We start from the raw sequence: 16,953 nt of genomic DNA, 5'->3' as shown, positions 1-16,953 counted from the left end.
CATGCACCCCTGCCGCCCCGCCCGTCTCCGCCGGTCGTTCACCGTTGCCACCCTGGTCGCCCTGCTCGTCGCGGGTTGCACCACCACCAGCAGCAGCGTTCCGGACGACGCCGAGGTGACCATCTCCGGGCGGCTGACCCGGGCCGACGGCGCACCCGCGACCGGGGTGAGCGTCATGTTGCTCAAGGAACCCGACGCGGGAGAGGTCATCGGCGGTCTCCTGGCCACCGTCACGAGTCTTGGACTCCTCTGCCTCGCCGAGGCCGTCGACCTGTGCAAGGACGCCCGGAAGACAACGACCGACAGTACCGGCACCTACACGTTCCGGCTCACCGGCCGGGATACCCGGGGAACGTTCAACACCGCATCGACGATGGCGATCAGCGCCCGGCTTCCGGGCGAGGGCGAGACCGCCAGCGGGCCGGCCGTCCAGGCCCGGTTCAAGGTCCGTCGCACTGCCATCACCGTTCCCCCCCTCACCTTCTGGGAGCCGGCGGACCTGGTCGTCCGGCCAGACTCCAGCAGGGTCAGCTTCGACTGGTCGGACCGTCCGGGTCCGAAGAACCGGAAACCCCCGAGGTACACGGTCACCGCGACCTCCGGCACCGAAGGCAACGACGTGGTGTGGGTCGCCGACGGCGTCAAGCCGGGCGGATCGTTGGACGCACGGGCGATCGGGGATCTACGCGGCCACCTCCACGTCACCGCCACCCTCAAGGTCACGGACGACGGCACGGAGTTCACCACGCAGTACGGCAGTCAGCGCGTCGGCCTGGTCGGAGCCCTCGAACCGCCTCAGTCCCGCGGCGCGGGATGCGCGGTCGCCGGCCGCCGCGGTGAGCCGGAACCCCTCGTACCGTGCTCCCTGACCGACGGCACGTACGGGCGGCCCTATCGCCTCCGGTCGTGCCTGGAAAGGAGCGACTCCGGCGCCTCGCCGAGCCCTCGGGCGACCGAATCGGCGGAACCCTGCCGGGCCAACACCTTCGTCCAGATCGACCTTGGCGTCCGCCGTCCGATCGCGGCGGTGTTCGCGCATCGCTTGTCGGTTTCGAGCCCGGCCGTGATCGAGACGAGTGACGACGGAATCACCTGGTCGCGGCGGGCCGAGGCCGGCGAGCCGCGTTTCCTGGCGGTCACCCTGCCGCCCGGAATCGACGCCAGGTACCTCCGGCTGTCCCAAGCGAACGGCAGAGGGGTGACTCAACTGTACGAACTCGCGGTGTGGCCGTAGGCATGTCCCGACGCTTGTACGGGTCGGGCCACAGCTCGGCCGGTTCTCGTTTGAGGATGGCGGCCACCGCCACCCGGGTCCGGGTATGCGGAACGCGGCCGGGCAAGAGCCACCGCCCGGCGGTCTTCGGGTCCACGCCCACCTGTTCTCGGCGGTCTCCCCCGCCGTCGCCATCGCCAGCCGGAGCACCTCGTTCATCGCCGGGCCACCCTTCGAGAGGTCGGATCGTCCGCGCCAACATATCGACGATGCACATCTATGTCCGCCCGACACGGCCAACTGCCCAGAGAAGGCTTTGAACTGCTCAAACTCGGCACACACGCACCGCATCATCTCGGCGATTCGGGATCTGTAGCTCGCATCGAAAGGGTCACCAGGACGTCCCGAAGTGTCCACACGTGGCCGGCACCGACCAGGCTCCCCAGGGCCGCCGGCCGGCATATATGCCGGACGAGCGTGATACCACCGAGTCATCATGATGACTCGGTGGTATCACCGCCTAGAGAGAGATGCCTGCCAGCCGGGCAGCCGACGACGGCCCGCCACCCGACTCCGCCGCCACCCGACCCGCCCTCGCCCGACCCGCCCTCGCCCTAGGAGCTGATCCGTCATGCCGGGGATTCCCGCCGACCCGACCGTGCTGCACCCGGTGCCCGGGCAGCCTCGGGTAGTGCTGCTGAAGCCGCTGGTCACCTCCCCGTTGATCGAGGTCGGGGAGTTCACCTACTACGACGACCCGGACGACCCGACCGCGTTCGAGACCCGCAACGTGCTCTACCACTACGGGCCGGAGCGGCTGGTCGTCGGGAAGTTCTGCGCGCTGGGCGAGGGCACCCGGTTCGTCATGAACGGCGCCAACCACCGGATGGACGGCCCGTCGACCTTCCCGTTCCCGATCATGGGTGGCTCCTGGGCCGAGCACTTCGACCTGATCACCGGCCTGCCCGGTCGGGGTGACACGGTGGTCGGCCACGACGTCTGGTTCGGCTACCAGGCGATGGTGATGCCCGGGGTCCGGATCGGCAGCGGGGCGATCGTCGCCTCCGGTTCGGTGGTGGTCGACGACGTACCCGACTACGGCATCGTCGGCGGCAACCCGGCCCGACTGATCCGCCGCCGGTACGGCGACGAGGACGTCGCCCGCCTGCTGGCGCTGGCCTGGTGGGACTGGCCGCTGGAGCACCTCACCGCACACGTCCGGACGATCATGGCCGGCAGCGTGGCCGAGCTGGCCGCGGTGGCACCCGGAAACCGCTGAGCCGGCAGCCGGGGATCAGTGACTGGGCGGGATGACTCGGAGATGGCCGCGCCGTCCGGTCTGCGGCCCGGAGTGCGGGTCGTTCTCGATCTCGTCCGGCCGGGGCGGGGCCGGGCGGGCTGCCTCGCGGACCGCCTCGGCGAGCGCCACCAGGTCGTCGGTGGTCGGCGGGGGCGGCTCGAACTCGCCCTCGTGCCGGACCACGTCCCAGCCCCGGGGTGCGGTCAGGCTTCGGGCGTGCGGCTCGCAGAGGTCGTAGGTGTGCGGCTCGGCGAAGGCCGCCAGCGGGCCCACCACGGCTGTGGACTCGTTGTAGACATAGGTCAGCGTGGCTACGGCCTGTCGGGGGCAGCCGTTGCGGGAGCAACGCCGTGGTGACCTCACGGCGGCACGGTATCTCCATTACCGGCTCCGCCACCACGCTTGGGCATGCGACACGCCGGTAGGGGTGATCACATTCCGGGCAGCCCGCGCCGACACGGCCGAATCCCCGAGCCGATCTTGGTCGGATCAGGTCTACCCTGTCGTCGTGGGCGGTCGTCCACGACTAGTGAAGCGGGGTGCGAATGACCAGTCCGGAGAACCGCCGGCCGGGATCCGGGCGCCGGTCGCACCGGGACCGGCACGGTCGCGGGCTGCGCGGCCGGCTCGTTCCGGCGACCGTCCCGCTGGCCCGTACCAAATCGGAGATCTTCGACGACCTGGTCCTGGACACCGTGGAGACGCTGGAGCGGCGGTTCGCCAAGGAACTGGCCGGAGTCGAGTTCGCGGTCGAGGACGTACCGCCGGACCTGAACGTCTACGACTCGGACGTACTTGAGGACGGCGAGGTCCCGCTGGCCCGGCTGCTGCCCGGGCGCCCCGGACGCCAAGAGGTGCCGCCCCGGATCGTGCTCTACCGCCGCCCCCTGGAGTTCCGGGCGATAGACCGCGAGGATCTCGCCGACCTGGTGCACGACGTGATCATCGAGCAGGTCGCGAACCTGCTCGGCGTCGATCCCGACGAACTGGCCTGAGACCCCGTCCCCCCGACAGGCGGCCACACGTCGATCCCGAAGAGGTCGGCCTGACCCGGGCGGCCCCCACCACCCGGGCGCGGCCGCTCAGGCGACGCGACGCTTCAACTTGCGCCGTTCGCGTTCGGACAACCCGCCCCAGATCCCGAACCGTTCGTCGTGTCCGAGTGCGTATTCCAGACACTCGGCCTTGACCTCGCACCGGGAGCAGATCCGCTTCGCCTCGCGGGTCGAGCCGCCCTTCTCGGGAAAGAACGCCTCCGGATCGGTCTGCGAGCAGAGCGCCCGCTCTTGCCACTCCGGAGCATTTCCGAGCAGGTCGGCCACCTCGAGTCGGCCGTCCATCCAGTTGCCTCCTTATCGCGCACCGGCGCGGCAGCCGGCGCAACCCCCCACGCGGAAGGCGTGTTTGTCCGTCCGGTAGCGATTTGATGCGCTCCGTACGAACGACCCCACTGAAATTACACGTGTGTTATACGTGCGTCGTCAAGCCGAACCTGCTAAGTGGAGTCACCCCTACCGCGTGCCCGGACGACTCTGGGAGTCATCGGGTCTCGCAACACCTGCCCTATCGATTCAGACCCGGTGCGGGTAACGCCCGCACGGCGAGTTGCGTCGGATATCCGGCGTGGCGCGTCCGGCGCGCCCATGACGAACCGTCCTGGCAAGCGTGCGACCGGACGGGCGGAAGGGTCAGCCGGCGTACCCGTAGACGGTCGTCCGGGGCCGGGCCCGCCGGCCGGCGGCGGTCGCGATCCGTTCGAGCTGGGCCACCGTACGCGCCGAGCCGTGGTCGGAACCGGCCATCCGGGAGATCGTCTCCTCCATCAGCGTGCCGCCGAGGTCGTTGCAGCCACTCCGGAGCAGCTCAGCGGTGCCGGAGTCGCCGAGCTTGACCCAGGAGCACTGGATGTTGTCGATCCGGCCGTGCAGCAGCAGCCGGGCCATGGCGTGCACCACGCGATTTTCCCGCCAGGTGGGACCGGGGCGGGCGATGCCGGCGAGATAGATCGGCGCGTTGGTGTGCACGAACGGCAGCGCGACGAACTCGGTGAAGCCACCGGTCCGGTCCTGCAACCCGGCCAGTACCCGGAAGTGGCCGAGCCACTGCCGGGGGTGGTCGACGTGGCCGTACATCATCGTGGAGCTGGACCGGATGCCCAGCTCGTGCGCGGTGCCGACCACCTCGACCCAGGTGGCGGCCGGCAGTTTGCCCTTGGTGAGCACCCAGCGCACCTCGTCGTCGAGGATCTCGGCGGCGGTACCCGGAATGGTGTCCAGCCCCGCGTCGCGCAACTCGGTCAGCCAGTCCCGGACCGACACGCCGGCCTTGGCGGCCCCGGTGACGATCTCCATCGGCGAGTACGCGTGCACGTGCATGCCCGGCACCCGGGCCTTGATCGCCCGCACCAGTTCGGCGTACGCGGTGACCGGCAGCTTGGGGTCGATGCCGCCCTGCATGCAGACCTCGGTGGCGCCGGCCACCCACGCCTGCTCGGCCCGGTCGGCGACCTGCTCCACCGAGAGCCGGTACGCGTCGGCGTCCCGCTCCCGCTGGGCGAACGCGCAGAACCGGCAGCCCACGTAGCAGACGTTGGAGAAGTTGATGTTGCGGTTGACCACGTACGTCACGTCGTCGCCGACGGCGTCCCGGCGTACGTCGTCGGCGATCCGGCACAGCTCGTCCAGGGCCGCCCCGTCGGCGGCGAAGAGGGCCAGCGCCGCCGCCTCGTGCCGGGGCTCCAGCAGCGCGGCCGGATCGTCGGCGGCCAGCCGCAGCCCGGCCCGCAACTCGGTGGCCGAGGCCGGGGCGGCGGTCGGGACCTGCGCGCCGACCTCCGCCCAGTCGCCGTAGACGGAGTCGAAGTCGCCGCGCCGGTCGGCGTTCCGGCCGGTGGTGTCGATCGTGGCGTGCAGGTCGGTACGGCCACCCGGCACGAAAGCGTCGTCCGGCTCCTGCCACGGGCGGCCGACCGGCCGGGCCGACTCGACCGCCAGCCCGGTCGCCGGGTCGGCGAGCACGGCGACGTGCGCGGCGAGCCGGGGATCCAGCCACGGGTCGGCCCGCCGGACGTACTCGGGATAGACGGTCAACCGCTCCCGCAGGGTGAACCCGGCGGCGGCGGTACGCGCGGCCAGCTCGTCCAGGTGCGGCCAGGGGCGCTCCGGGTTGACGTGGTCCGGGGTCACCGGCGACACGCCGCCCCAGTCGTCGATGCCGGCCCGCAGCAGCAGGTCGTACTCCCCCTCGATCAGGTTCGGCGGTGCCTGGATGCGGGCGCCCGGCCCGAGCAGGATCCGGGCCACCGCCACGGTGGCGGCCAACTCGTGCAGCTCGGCGTCGGGCATGCCGCGCATCGCGGTGTCCGGCTTGGCCCGGAAGTTCTGCACGATGACTTCCTGGATGTGGCCGTACTCCCGGGCGCTGCGCCGGATGGCGAAGATCGAGTCGACCCGTTCGGCGGGCGTCTCACCGATCCCGATCAGGATGCCGGTGGTGAACGGCACGCCGACCCGACCGGCGTCGGCCAGCACCCGCAGCCGGACCGCCGGCTCCTTGTCCGGCGAGCCGTAGTGCGGCCCGCCCGGCTCGGACCAGAGCCGGGTGGCGGTGGTCTCCAGCATCATCCCCATGCTCGGCGCCACCGGCTTGAGCCGTTGCAGCTCGGCCCAGGAGAGCACACCGGGGTTGAGGTGCGGCAGCAGGCCGGTCTCCTCCAGCACCGCGATCGCGCATGCCCGGACGTAGTCCAGTGTCGAGTCGAAGCCCCGCTCGGTCAGCCACTGCCGGGCCTGCGGCCAGCGCTCCTCCGGCCGGTCCCCGAGGGTGAACAGGGCCTCCTTGCAGCCCTGCGCGGCACCGGCCGCCGCGATCGCGAGTACCTCGTCCCGCTCCAGGTAGGCGGCGGGCAGCCGGTGCGGCACGGTGGCGAAGGTGCAGTAGTGGCAGCGGTCCCGGCAGAGCCGGGTCAGCGGGACGAAGACCTTCTTGGAGAAGGTGACCACACCCGGCCGGCCGGCGTCGGCCAGCCCGGCATCCCGGATCCGGCCGGCGACCGCCAGCAGTTCGTCGAGGAACTCGCCGCGCGCGGCGAGCAGCGCGGCCGCCTCGTCCGGGTCGAGGGGCCGGCCGTCGGCCGCCCGGCGCAGCGCCCGGCGCAGACTCGCGACAGTCGGTTGGTCAGTCCCATCAGCCACTCGTGCAGCCTAGGCGCAACGCCGGCAGGACCGCGCCCGCCGGACCCACCGCCGACGCGGAACCCGCGTGGCACCTGTCACAGCCCCGATCAAGCCGGACCGAACAGCCCCGGTCAAGCCGGACCGAACAGCCCCGGTCGCCCCGGCGCCGCCAGGCACCGGGGCGCCGTCGCGGTGGGCCTCAGCGCGGCTGGGTCGGGTCGTCGTCCCGGTCCGGCGGCGGTGGCTGGGCGCCGGCTGAGGGCTGCTGGCTGGCCGGGTTGATCCGCTGGGTTAGGTCGGCGACCGGCGGCCGCTGCGGGATCACCTGGGTCCGCCCGGTCTCCTCCTCGTCCGGCTCCGGCGATGCCGTACCCGACGGGGTGGCGCCGACCGACGGCGCCGGCCCGACCGACGGGACCGCACCGACCGACGGGGCGGACGACGACTCGGCGCGCGGTGCCGGCGGGGCCGACGACGGGGGCGCGGAGGCGGGTGCCGGCGGGGCGGACGACGGCGCGGGCGGGGCCGACGACGGCACCGGCGGGGCGTATCCGGGCTGGCCGTAACCGGCGGGCGGGGCGTAGTCGGTCGGCTGGCCGTAGACCACGGGCTGGCCGTAGACGTGCGGCTCGGCCTGACCGGCGGGCGGGTGGCCCTGGTACGGCGCACCCGGCTGGCCGTACATGGTCGGCTGGCCGTACCCGCCGGGCTGGCCGTACGCGCCCGGCTGGCCATAGGCGCCGGGCTGGCCGTACGGCTGGGGCTGGCCGTAGACGCCGGGCTGCGGCTTCGGCTTCGACACGTGGAAGAGCGCCCGCCACACCCGGAAGACCAGGAAGGCCACCGCCAGCAGGATCACGTACGCCCCGACGAAGACCAGTGTCCGGGTGAAGGCCTGCCGGAACTGTGTCTCGGCCAGCAGCCCGAAGATCCCGGCGAGCAGGGTGATCCCGCCGAACAGCACCGAGACGGCGTACTCGACGAGCGCCGCCAGGGTGATCACCCGGGCCAGCCCGACCACCGGTTGGACGTGCGTGGCGAGCAGCACCGCGAGCACCGGCAGCGCCACCTGCTCCAGGCCGACGAACGCGTAGAAGGAACTCAGCGAGCGGTCGCCGAAATCGGAGCCCTCCCAGCCGCCGAAGAACAGCTCGATCAGACCGCTGAACAGGAAGAGGGCATTCGCCCCGAGGAGCACCAGCGCGATCAGCTCGCGCAGCGGCTTGGTTATCGAACTGGCCTGCGGCGCGTCGCTCGGCGCGGGCCCGGGCTGGCTGGTCAACTCTCCCCCTCAGACGGTGGCGGGACTCCTGCGTCGCCTGAGCCTAGTCGGCCGGCCCGCCCGCCGCCTGTCCGGAGCGGATGGGCGAGGATGGAAGCCATGCGCATCGTGGTATTGACCGGGGGCATCGGCGGTGCCCGCTTCCTGACCGGCGTCCGCGCGTACGCCCGTCAGGTCGGCGCCGAGGTGACCGCGGTGGTCAACGTCGGCGACGACGTCGTCCTGCACGGCCTGAAGATCTGCCCTGATCTGGACAGCGTCATGTACACCCTCGGCGGCGGGGCGGACCGGGAACGGGGCTGGGGCCGGGCCGGCGAGACCTGGACCGTCAAGGAGGAACTCGCCGCGTACGGCGCGGAGCCGACCTGGTTCGGGCTCGGCGACCGGGACGTGGCGACCCACCTGGTCCGGACCACCATGCTGAACGCCGGCTACCCCCTCTCGGCGGTCACCGAGGCGCTCTGCGCCCGCTGGCAGCCCGGGGTACGCCTGCTGCCCGCCACCGACGACCGCCTGGAGACCCACGTCGTGGTGCGCGACCCGGACGGGGACACCCCGGACGCCCAGCGGGCGATCCACTTCCAGGAGTGGTGGGTACGCCACCGGGGCGAGCTGCCCACCTCCCGCTTCGTCTTCGTGGGCGCGGAGGCGGCCAAGCCGGCGGCCGGGGTACTCGACGCGCTGGCCGGCGCGGACCTGGTGCTGCTCGCCCCGAGCAACCCCGTGGTGAGCATCGCGCCGGTGCTCGCCGTGCCGGAACTGCGGGACGCGCTGGTCGCCGGCTCCGCGCCGGTGGTCGGAGTGTCGCCGATCATCGGCGGCGCCCCGGTACGCGGGATGGCCGACCGCTGCCTGGCGGTGCTCGGGGTGCCCTGCACCGCGGCCGGGGTGGGTGGGCTCTACGGCGCCCGGTCGGCCGGTGGCATCCTGGACGCCTGGCTGGTGGACAGCACCGACGCCGGGACCGAGGTCGAGGGGGTGACCGTGCGGGCGGCCCCGCTGTGGATGACCGACGAGGCGGCGACCGCGACCATGGTCCGGACCGCCGTGGAGCTGGTGTGAGCGGCGTGGAGCTGGTGTGAGCGGCGTGGAGCTGGTGTGAACGGTGTGGGGGCAGCGGGAGTCGTGGAGCTGGGATGAGACTTGAGGTGCTGCCGGTGCTCGGCATCGGCGACGTCACCGAGGGCGACGACCTGTCGGCGCTGATCGCGACCGCCGCGCCCTGGCTGCGGGACGGCGACGTGCTGGTGGTGACCAGCAAGATCGTCTCCAAGGCGGAGGGCCGGCTGGTCGACGTACCGGTCGACGGGCCGGAGCGGGAGGCGGCCCGGGCCGAGGTGCTGGCCGGCGAGACCGCCCGCCCGGTGGCCCAGCGCGGCTCGACCCGGATCGTCCAGACCCACCACGGCTTCGTGATGGCCTCCGCCGGGATCGACGCCTCCAACGTGGACCGCTCCCGGCTGGTGCTGCTGCCGAAGGATCCGGACGCCTCCGCGCGGGCGCTGCGGGCCGCGATCCGGGAGCGGCACGGCGCCGACGTGGCGGTGATCATCTCGGACACCATGGGCCGGCCGTGGCGCAACGGCCTCACCGACGTGGCGCTGGGGGTCGCCGGGATGCCGGCGGTCCGCGACCACCGGGGCGAGGTCGACCCGTACGGCAACAAGCTCAACATCACCCAGATGGCCGTGGTCGACGAGCTGGCCGGCGCGGGCGAGCTGGTCAAGGGCAAGTGCGACCAGGTACCGGTCGCGGTGGTCCGGGGCTATCTCGGTGCCGCCGATCCGGACGACGGTCGCGGCGCGGCGGCGCTGGTCCGGGACGCCGAGCACGACCTGTTCGCCCTCGGCACCGCCGAGGCACGCGCCGACGGGCTGCGCGCCGCCGCCACCCTGGCCGAGTCGACAGCCGACGGGCCGGTCCCGTCCGTGGTGCCGGCGGTGCTGGACGGCACCGACACCGGACCGGCCCGGGCGGCGGTGGACCGGGCCCTGCGCACCGTCGCCGGGGTCGTCGCGCCCGGCACGGTCTGGACGCTGGTCACCGACGAGCGACGGGTACGCGACCGGCTCGGCGGGTCGGTACCGCCCCGGGCGTACCGGAGCAGCGTCCTGCTCGACTGCGCGCCCCCCGGACCGCCCGGCACCGACCCCGGTGTGCTGATCCGGTTCGGCGCCGACCTGCACCGGCTGCGGGCCGCGCTGGCCGCCGAGGGCCTCGGCTCCGCCGTACTGCCGGCGTCCTCCGGTGCGGCCGGGTCGACCCTGCTGGTCAGCATCCCGCCGGAGCCCACCACCGGGCTCTGACCCGCCCCCGCGGCTGCCGGCAGGCGCGGTCTCTCACCACGTCGTCCGGCAGCGTCCCCTGGGCGGCGGCACCCGGGCGGGCGGCCCCGCCCCGGCCGCCGCTCAGCCGGTCAGCATCGCCCGGCCCAGCGGGGTCAGGCTGTGCAGCACGGTGTTGCGGTCGCGGTGGCTGACCAGCAGTCCGGCGTTGCGCAGCACGGTGGTGTGCTGGCTCGCGGCCGCCGCCGAGATGTTCAGCCGGCGGGCCACCTCGCCGGTCGAGCAGCCGTCACCGACCACCTCCAGCACCCGGGCCCGGGTCTTTCCGATCAGCGCGGCCAGCGCCGCCCGGCTCTCCTCCCCACCGGCGGACGGTGTCGGACCGGCGCCCTCACCCGGAGCCGGCGTCAGCCCGCCCAGCCGGTCGACCGGATAGACCAGGACCGGGGGCAGCTCGGGGTCGAGCAGGGTCACCGGCATGCGGGCGCAGAAGAACGACGGCACCAGCAGCAGCCCGCGTCCGTCGAGGTGCAGTTCCCGGTCGGCCGGATAGTCCGGCACCTCCAGCACCCCGGAATCCCAGCGCATCGCCGGACGGAGACTGGCGAGCAGCCCCTCCGTCCCACCGTCGAGCAGGGCCCGGGCCCTCCGTGCCCGGTCCGCCTCCACCGCCGCCTGGATCCGGTCCCAGTACGGCTCGATCGCGGTCGCCTGGTAGATCCGCATCGAGTCGGTGAGGTGCTCCAGCACCTCGACGTCGCCCCGGGCCAACGCGCTGGCGGTACTGGGCAGCGGCAGCGGGCTCTCCCCGGCCAGTACGTTCAGGTCGCGCTCCAGCGCGTTGACCGGAGTGGAGCGTACGGCGTCCAGCCCCGCCGCCAGGCCGTACATGCTGTGGTAGGGGGTCAGGAAGTCGGGGAAGTAGCCGCGGGGCGGATTGAGGGCGAGCAGCAGCCGCAACTGCCCCGGCGCGGTGTCCCGGCGAAGCCCGCCGAAGACGCCCCGGCGCCAGCCCGCCATCATCGGGTCCCGGCTGCGCCCCTGCAACAGGTGCAGGCTGAGGACCAGTTCCCAGACCTGGTCCGCGGCGGGGGCGACCCGGGTCCGGGCGATGTCCTCGCTGGAGAAGAAGATCCGCAGCATGGCACGCACTCCCCGAATCGCCGGATGGGGTTTGCCCGGCAACCAGTCGCACTCTACCGGGTGCCATCTATCAGCGTCTTTCAGCGTGGACTGAAAGACCTCGACGGCCGGCGGAGCCAGCGGGCATGCTCACTAGGCCGATATCGGGGTCACCGGCGTCCTGGACGCCGGGTGGCCCTGCGGCATGCCGGGGGGCAGGGGAGGAACGCGACACCCGGACGGTCGCCACGAGGGTTCGCGGACGGTTGTCCGCGGAGGGTGCTGTCCGGGTTGTCGCTTCCATGCCGCCCCGCTCCGCCGCCACGCCACCCGACTCCTCGACCGGCCGTCCCGCTCCTTGGCGGCTGGCCGTTCCGCTGCTCGACCGGCCGCCCGGCTCCTTGGCGGCGGGCCGTCCCGCTCCTCGACCAGCCGGCCGGCTCCGCAACGAGGCGCCCCGCTGCCACGCGCGCGTACCGCCGGTTCAGCTCTCCCGGTCCGGCGCGATCAGCAACGCGACCCGGTGGTCCTCGTCGGTCACGTAGTAGCGGGCACCGTCCAGTTCGGTCAGCCCCTCCACGTTGTGCAGCGGGGCGAGGTCCGCCACCAGCTCACCGGCGACAGTGGACCCGGGCGGATCGGCCGGCCAGCGGAACCGCACGTGCCGGCTGGTCACGTCACCGCCGGTCGGGTGGTCGTCGAGCAGCACCGACCGCTTGCCCAGGGCGTCGATCGAGCCGACCACCGCGTCGTACCCGCCGTCGTCCCGGGCCGACAGCGCCCGGAAGCCGGTCAGCTCGCCGGGCCGGGTCACCCCGGTCAACGCGTACGCCCCGACGGCCCGGGGCCAGCTCCGCCGGTCGAACATCCCGGCCACGTCCGCCAGCTCCACCAGGATCGGCTCGCCCCGCCCGGTCACCGGAAACCTCAGCCCGAGCAGCAGCGTGCCGGTCGGGGTGAAAGCCGCCGCCTCCACGTTGACCGGCAGGTCGTCGTCGGTGAGCCGGTCGACCCAGCTCTTCGCCCGGGCGGTGCCCCGGGCCCGGGTCGCCGCGATGAACAGGTGCCGCACCTGCTCCCCCGCCGGCAGTACCCCGATCCCGGCGGCCAGCAGGGCGTCGTTCACCGCCCGGTGCAGCCGGAACTGGTTGCGTACCACGTGCAGCCGGGGCAGCGGGGCGACGGCCTCGGCCTCCCGGAACCGGGCCACGAAGGCACGGCGGGGGCGCAACGGCCCACGCTTGGAGCCGAAGTGCGAGCCGAAGACGTAGATCCAGCCGTCGTGCCGGGCCAGCGCCTCGCCGTCCTCGGTCCGGCCGTTCTCGGCACCGGCGTCCATCGGCACGTGCACGGTCAACCAGCTACCGTCGTACCGCTCGACCAGCAGGGCCAGGCATCCCTCGACCGGCCCCTCGTCGAGTACGGTCCAGAACGCCCGCCGGGCGCCGTACGCGGCGAGCACCTCGGGTGCGCGTACCGGCAGCAGGTCGCTCGCCTCGTTGCCGGCGACCGCCAGTTCGACGGTGTGCGAAAGGCAGGTCATACCGATGATGCTACGAGCCCCGCACTAGGGTGGCGCTGTGCCCGATGCCCTGTACGCCGACACGTCGGCCCTGCTCACCGCCTGGCAGCCGCCCACCGCCGAGGCGGCGGACGCACTGGACCGGACGCTGCGACTGCTCGACGAGGCCGGTCCGGCGGCGCTGACCCGGGCACACCGGGCCGGCCACGTCACCGCCAGCGCCCTGGTGCTGGACGCCACCGGCAGCCGGGTGCTGCTCTGCCTGCACGGCCGGTTCCGCCGCTGGGTGCAGCTCGGCGGGCACTGCGAGCCCGGCGACCGTACCCTGGCCGGGGCGGCGCTGCGGGAGGCGACCGAGGAGTCCGGGATCGCCGGGCTGTGGCTCGACCCCACCCCGATCGATTTGGACATCCACCAGGTTTCCTGCCAGGGCGGCTCGCTGCACTACGACGTACGCTTCGCCGCGGTCGCCCCGGCCGGCGCGGTGGAGCGGGTCAGCGCCGAGTCGGTGGAGCTCGGCTGGTTTCCGCCGGACACCCTCCCCGAGCCGCTGGCCGGCGCCACCGCCCAACTGGTGGCACCGGCGCTCGCGGTCTACGCGCGGAACCGCCCGCGCCCCGCACTCGACGTCTCCGAGGTCACCGGGACCCGGTGAGCGCCAGAGGTGGCGGTGAACGCCAGCGGTAGGGGTGCGCGCTAGAGGTAGGGGTGCGCCTCCTCCGCCTCCAACGCGGCGACGATCTCCTTGACCTCCTGGGCCCGGGACCGGTCACAGACGAAGAGCGCGTCCGGCATGTCGACCACCACGGTGTCCTGGATCCCGAGGGTCACCACCAGCCGGTCGGACTGGGTCACCACGACCGTCCGTTCGGTGTCCCGCAGCACGACCCGGCCGGCCGGGGGCGTGCCGTCGGGTCCCTCCCGGAGCACCACGTTGCTCGCGTCGTCGCCGGTCAGCGCCTCGCCCAGGGTGTGGAAGTCGCCGACGTCGTTCCAGCGGAAGTCGGCCGGTACGGTGGCGACCAGGCCGCGCTCGGCCGCCCCCTCCATCACGGCGAAGTCCACCGAGATCTTGGTCAGTTCCGGCCAGACCCGGTCCAGCACGGCCGCCTGGTCCGGGCTGCCCCAGGCCGCGGCGATCTCGGTCAGCCCGGCGTACAGCTCCGGCTGCTGCCGGGCCAGCTCGCCGAGGAAGACGTCGACCCGCCAGACGAACATCGAGGCGTTCCAGTAGAAGCGGCCGGACTCGACGTACTTGACCGCGAGGTCGTACTCCGGCTTCTCCTTGAACCGGACCACCTGCCGGGCCGGGCCGTCACCGATCGGCTCGCCCGACTCCAGATAGCCGTAGCCGGTCTCCGGGTGGGTCGGGGTGATGCCGACGGCGACCATCAGCCCGTCCCGCGCGGTCGAGATCGCCGCGCCGAGCACCTCCAGGAAGCGGGTCTGGTCGCCGACCACGTGGTCGGCGGAGAAGGCGCCCATCACCGCGTCCGGATCCCGCCGGGCGATGATCGCCGCCGCCAGCCCGATCGCCGCGCAGGAGTCCCGGCGGGAGGGTTCGACCAGGACGTTCTCCTCCGGTACGTCGGGCAGTTGCCGGGCCACCGCGACCGCGTGGGCGGCGCCGGTGACCACGTACGTGCTCTCCGGGGCGGACAGTGGGCGGACCCGGCGTACGGTCGCCTGGAGCAGCGACTCGTCGGAGCCGGTCAGCGGGAGGAGGAATTTGGGGCGGCCGGCGCGCGAGAGTGGCCACAGACGGGTGCCACTGCCGCCGGCCGGAATCACGGCGTAGAACATCGCCACATCATGCCCGAGACGTCAGGGGCGGCACGCACACACCGTCTGATAACACCCGAATTCCGCCCGGGACCCTCACGCCCGGGCCCGGCCCCAGGCCGCGAGGTGCACCTCGGCGCTGGACTCCCAGGTGAACTCCTTGGCCCGGTCGAAGCCCGCCTTGGCCAGCGAGAGCCGCCGCGCCTCGTCGTCCAGCAGCGCACCGAGATCGGTCGCGATCTGCTGCGGATCCTCGCTGGTGTACGCCACCGCGTCGCCGCCGACCTCCGGCAGCGACAGCCGCGGTGTGGTGAGCACCGGAGCGGCGCAGGCCATCGCCTCCAGGATCGGCAGCCCGAAACCCTCGCCGTACGACGGGTAGGCGGCGACCAGCGCACCGCCGAGGAAGCCCGGCAGGTCGGCGTAGCGCAGGTAGCCGGGGCGGAGCAGCCGCAGGTGCGCCGGTACGTCGGCCACGGCCTGGTCGATGTCGTCGTCGTGTCCCTGACCACCGGCGATCACCAGGGCCGGCGGCTCCGGACGGTCCTTGACCGCCAGCACCCAGCCCCGGATCAGGTTCGGCACGTTCTTGCGCGGCTCCTTGGAGCCGAGGAACGCCACGTAACTGTGCCCGCCCAGGCCGAGCCGGGCGCGTACCCGGGCCTTCTCCTCGTCGCTCGGCGCGTGGAACGCCGCCTGGTCCACCCCGTGGTAGGCCACGTCGATCCGGGTCGGGTCAGCGTCCAGCAGCCGGATCAGCTCGTCCCGGGTCGCCTTGCTCGGCACGATCACCCGGTCGGCCCGGCGCAGCGAGGTCTTGATCGCGCTGCGGAAGAAGGTCCGGCGCGACTTGTCGTAGTGCTCCGGCTCGGTGAAGAAGGTCGCGTCGTGCACGGTGACCGTCACCGGACAGCCGGCCCGGAGCGGACAGGTGTAGAACGGCGAGTGCAGCACCTGCGCGCCGACCTGCTGGGCCAGCATCGGAAGCCCGGTCTGCTCCCAGGCCAGCCGCGCCGGCCGGTGCGCCACCGCCGCCGGTGCCGGGATAACCTCGGCCGCCGGCAGCATCCGCGAGTATCGCTCGGCGTCGGTGCGCAGCCCGACCACGGCCAGCTCCAGACCCGGCCCGATCACCTTGCCCAGGGCGCCGAGCAGGCCGTCGACGTATCTGCCAACGCCGCCCCGGTCGGCGGGGACGCTGGTGGCGTCAATGAGCACGCGGGGCGGGCGACCGGCGGTCACTGGGCAACTCCTCGGCTGAGTGTGATGTAGGGAACAACACTGACTCCAAGCCTACGCCGCGCCGACCCGGACGCGTCGACTGCGACCCGTCGGGCAACTGTCTTTCCGGTGACTCAGACAGGTACGCGACGAAGGCGTCACGATGGGTGCCGACGTCGCCGCGACCGCCGGCTCGGAGATCATCACCGACGCGGGGCGGAGATCACCATCGCCGGCCGGCCGGGTCGGTATCGTCACGGGCGATGACCGAGAACATCTCCGGGCTGTTCGCCGCCGCGATCGCTGCCGACCCGACCCGACCGCTGCTGACCTGGTACGACGACGCGACCGGAGACCGCACCGAACTCTCCGGGGCGACCCTGGCCAACTGGGTGGCCAAGACCGCGAACCTGCTGGTCGACTCGGTCGGGCTGGCCCCGGGCGATCCCGTCGGGGTGCTGCTGCCGCCGCACTGGCAGACCGCCGCCGTGCTGCTCGGCTGCTGGTCGACCGGGTCGGCCGTCTCCGGTGCCCGGCCCGACGAGTCGGCCCCGCAGCCGGTCGAGGTGCTCTTCGCCTCGGTCGACCGGGTCGGCGAGGCGACGGCCTGGTCGGCCGGTGACCGGTACGCCCTCGCGCTCGCCCCGCTCGCCGCCCCGGTACGGGAGCTGCCGCCCGGCTGGGCCGACTACGTGATCGAGGTACGCGGGCACGGCGACCACTTCACGCCGTATCCGGCCGCCGGCCCGCAGGACCCGGTACTGGCCGACCTGGCCGCCCAGCGCGGCGCGGAGCTGGGCATCGGGGCCGGCGACCGGGTGCTGGTCGACGCGGCCCGCCACCCGGACCCGGTGGACTGGCTGCTCGCCCCGCTGGCCGCCGGGGCCAGCACGGTGCTCTGCGGCAACCTCGACCCGGCCCGGTTGGCCGACCGGGCGGCGGCAGAGAAGGTAACGGTTCGGCTGACGTAACCGACGTCACACCGCGCCGCTCGGCGCCGTCCCCGCCTGCGGCTCGGGCGACGCTCCGCCGGTCGACGATCCGCTACCGT

The 16,953-nt window shown here is 73.1% G+C and carries 15 protein-coding genes and 1 pseudogene; 7 read left to right on the top strand and 9 right to left on the bottom strand.

Annotated features, from left to right (window positions below; genetic code table 11):
• The first annotated feature begins 1 nt into the window (after window position 1).
• The gene (locus tag ACQEVC_RS15270) at window positions 2-1,234 is read left to right on the top strand and encodes a discoidin domain-containing protein (RefSeq protein WP_432877569.1); all 1,233 of its coding nucleotides are present in this window, start codon (window positions 2-4) and stop codon (window positions 1,232-1,234) included.
• Between the two features lie 4 nt (window positions 1,235-1,238).
• On the opposite strand, the pseudogene ACQEVC_RS15265 reads toward ACQEVC_RS15270, so the two are convergent.
• A pseudogene (locus ACQEVC_RS15265) lies at window positions 1,239-1,432 on the bottom strand (XRE family transcriptional regulator); the annotation flags it as partial.
• A gap of 412 nt (window positions 1,433-1,844) precedes the next feature.
• Between ACQEVC_RS15265 and ACQEVC_RS15260 the strand changes: the two are divergent.
• Complete coding sequence (locus ACQEVC_RS15260) at window positions 1,845-2,492, top strand: CatB-related O-acetyltransferase (RefSeq protein ID WP_432877567.1); 648 nt, start codon at window positions 1,845-1,847, stop codon at window positions 2,490-2,492.
• A 15-nt stretch (window positions 2,493-2,507) separates the two neighbouring features.
• Here ACQEVC_RS15260 and ACQEVC_RS15255 read toward each other — a convergent pair whose 3' ends face one another.
• Window positions 2,508-2,876: a DUF3499 domain-containing protein gene (locus ACQEVC_RS15255; RefSeq protein WP_432877564.1), complete on the bottom strand. Its 369-nt coding sequence runs from the start codon at window positions 2,874-2,876 to the stop codon at window positions 2,508-2,510.
• Window positions 2,877-3,058: 182 nt separating this feature from the next.
• On the opposite strand from ACQEVC_RS15255, the gene ACQEVC_RS15250 reads away from it, so the two are divergent.
• Window positions 3,059-3,508 (top strand): metallopeptidase family protein, encoded by a 450-nt coding sequence (locus ACQEVC_RS15250; RefSeq protein ID WP_101367925.1) that lies wholly within the window; start codon window positions 3,059-3,061, stop codon window positions 3,506-3,508.
• Between the two features lie 87 nt (window positions 3,509-3,595).
• On the opposite strand, the gene ACQEVC_RS15245 is transcribed toward ACQEVC_RS15250, so the two are convergent.
• The 3 genes from ACQEVC_RS15245 to ACQEVC_RS15235 all read right to left on the bottom strand — a co-directional run bounded on the left by ACQEVC_RS15245 (window position 3,596) and on the right by ACQEVC_RS15235 (window position 7,970).
• Entirely contained in the window at window positions 3,596-3,853 is a 258-nt protein-coding gene (locus tag ACQEVC_RS15245) for a WhiB family transcriptional regulator (RefSeq protein ID WP_101367926.1), read from the bottom strand.
• A 348-nt stretch (window positions 3,854-4,201) separates the two neighbouring features.
• A complete protein-coding gene (locus ACQEVC_RS15240) occupies window positions 4,202-6,706 on the bottom strand; it encodes a bifunctional FO biosynthesis protein CofGH (protein WP_432877560.1) in 2,505 nt (834 codons plus the stop codon).
• Window positions 6,707-6,887: 181 nt separating this feature from the next.
• Window positions 6,888-7,970, bottom strand: a complete 1,083-nt coding sequence (locus ACQEVC_RS15235; protein ID WP_432877557.1) for a hypothetical protein — start codon at window positions 7,968-7,970, stop codon at window positions 6,888-6,890.
• A gap of 99 nt (window positions 7,971-8,069) precedes the next feature.
• Between ACQEVC_RS15235 and cofD the strand changes: the two genes are divergently transcribed.
• Window positions 8,070-9,032, top strand: a complete 963-nt coding sequence (gene cofD / locus ACQEVC_RS15230) for a 2-phospho-L-lactate transferase (protein ID WP_432877554.1) — start codon at window positions 8,070-8,072, stop codon at window positions 9,030-9,032.
• Window positions 9,033-9,106: 74 nt separating this feature from the next.
• Window positions 9,107-10,276, top strand: a complete 1,170-nt coding sequence (locus ACQEVC_RS15225; RefSeq protein ID WP_432877552.1) for a coenzyme F420-0:L-glutamate ligase — start codon at window positions 9,107-9,109, stop codon at window positions 10,274-10,276.
• A gap of 102 nt (window positions 10,277-10,378) precedes the next feature.
• Here ACQEVC_RS15225 and ACQEVC_RS15220 read toward each other — a convergent pair whose 3' ends face one another.
• Complete coding sequence (locus ACQEVC_RS15220) at window positions 10,379-11,398, bottom strand: ArsR/SmtB family transcription factor (RefSeq protein ID WP_432877549.1); 1,020 nt, start codon at window positions 11,396-11,398, stop codon at window positions 10,379-10,381.
• A gap of 463 nt (window positions 11,399-11,861) precedes the next feature.
• On the bottom strand, window positions 11,862-12,920 hold the full coding sequence (locus ACQEVC_RS15215; protein ID WP_432877547.1) for a hypothetical protein: 1,059 nt from the start codon (window positions 12,918-12,920) through the stop codon (window positions 11,862-11,864).
• Between the two features lie 37 nt (window positions 12,921-12,957).
• On the opposite strand from ACQEVC_RS15215, the gene ACQEVC_RS15210 reads away from it, so the two are divergent.
• Complete coding sequence (locus ACQEVC_RS15210) at window positions 12,958-13,554, top strand: NUDIX hydrolase (RefSeq protein ID WP_432877544.1); 597 nt, start codon at window positions 12,958-12,960, stop codon at window positions 13,552-13,554.
• 41 nt (window positions 13,555-13,595) lie between these two features.
• Here ACQEVC_RS15210 and ACQEVC_RS15205 read toward each other — a convergent pair whose 3' ends face one another.
• Together ACQEVC_RS15205 and ACQEVC_RS15200 are read right to left on the bottom strand one after the other, a co-directional pair.
• Window positions 13,596-14,702: a mannose-1-phosphate guanylyltransferase gene (locus ACQEVC_RS15205; protein WP_432877542.1), complete on the bottom strand. Its 1,107-nt coding sequence runs from the start codon at window positions 14,700-14,702 to the stop codon at window positions 13,596-13,598.
• A gap of 75 nt (window positions 14,703-14,777) precedes the next feature.
• Window positions 14,778-15,923 (bottom strand): glycosyltransferase family 4 protein, encoded by a 1,146-nt coding sequence (locus ACQEVC_RS15200; protein ID WP_432877539.1) that lies wholly within the window; start codon window positions 15,921-15,923, stop codon window positions 14,778-14,780.
• A gap of 242 nt (window positions 15,924-16,165) precedes the next feature.
• Here ACQEVC_RS15200 and ACQEVC_RS15195 point away from each other — a divergent pair, with 242 nt between their 5' ends.
• Complete coding sequence (locus ACQEVC_RS15195) at window positions 16,166-16,873, top strand: TIGR03089 family protein (protein WP_432877537.1); 708 nt, start codon at window positions 16,166-16,168, stop codon at window positions 16,871-16,873.
• Window positions 16,874-16,953: the final 80 nt, after the last annotated feature.

Source organism: Plantactinospora sp. CA-294935 (assembly GCF_050936445.1).
Classification (GTDB): Bacteria; Actinomycetota; Actinomycetes; order Mycobacteriales; family Micromonosporaceae; genus Plantactinospora.
The sequence above is the reverse complement of the archived record's forward strand: the minus strand, read 5'-3'. Positions and strand labels throughout refer to the sequence as shown.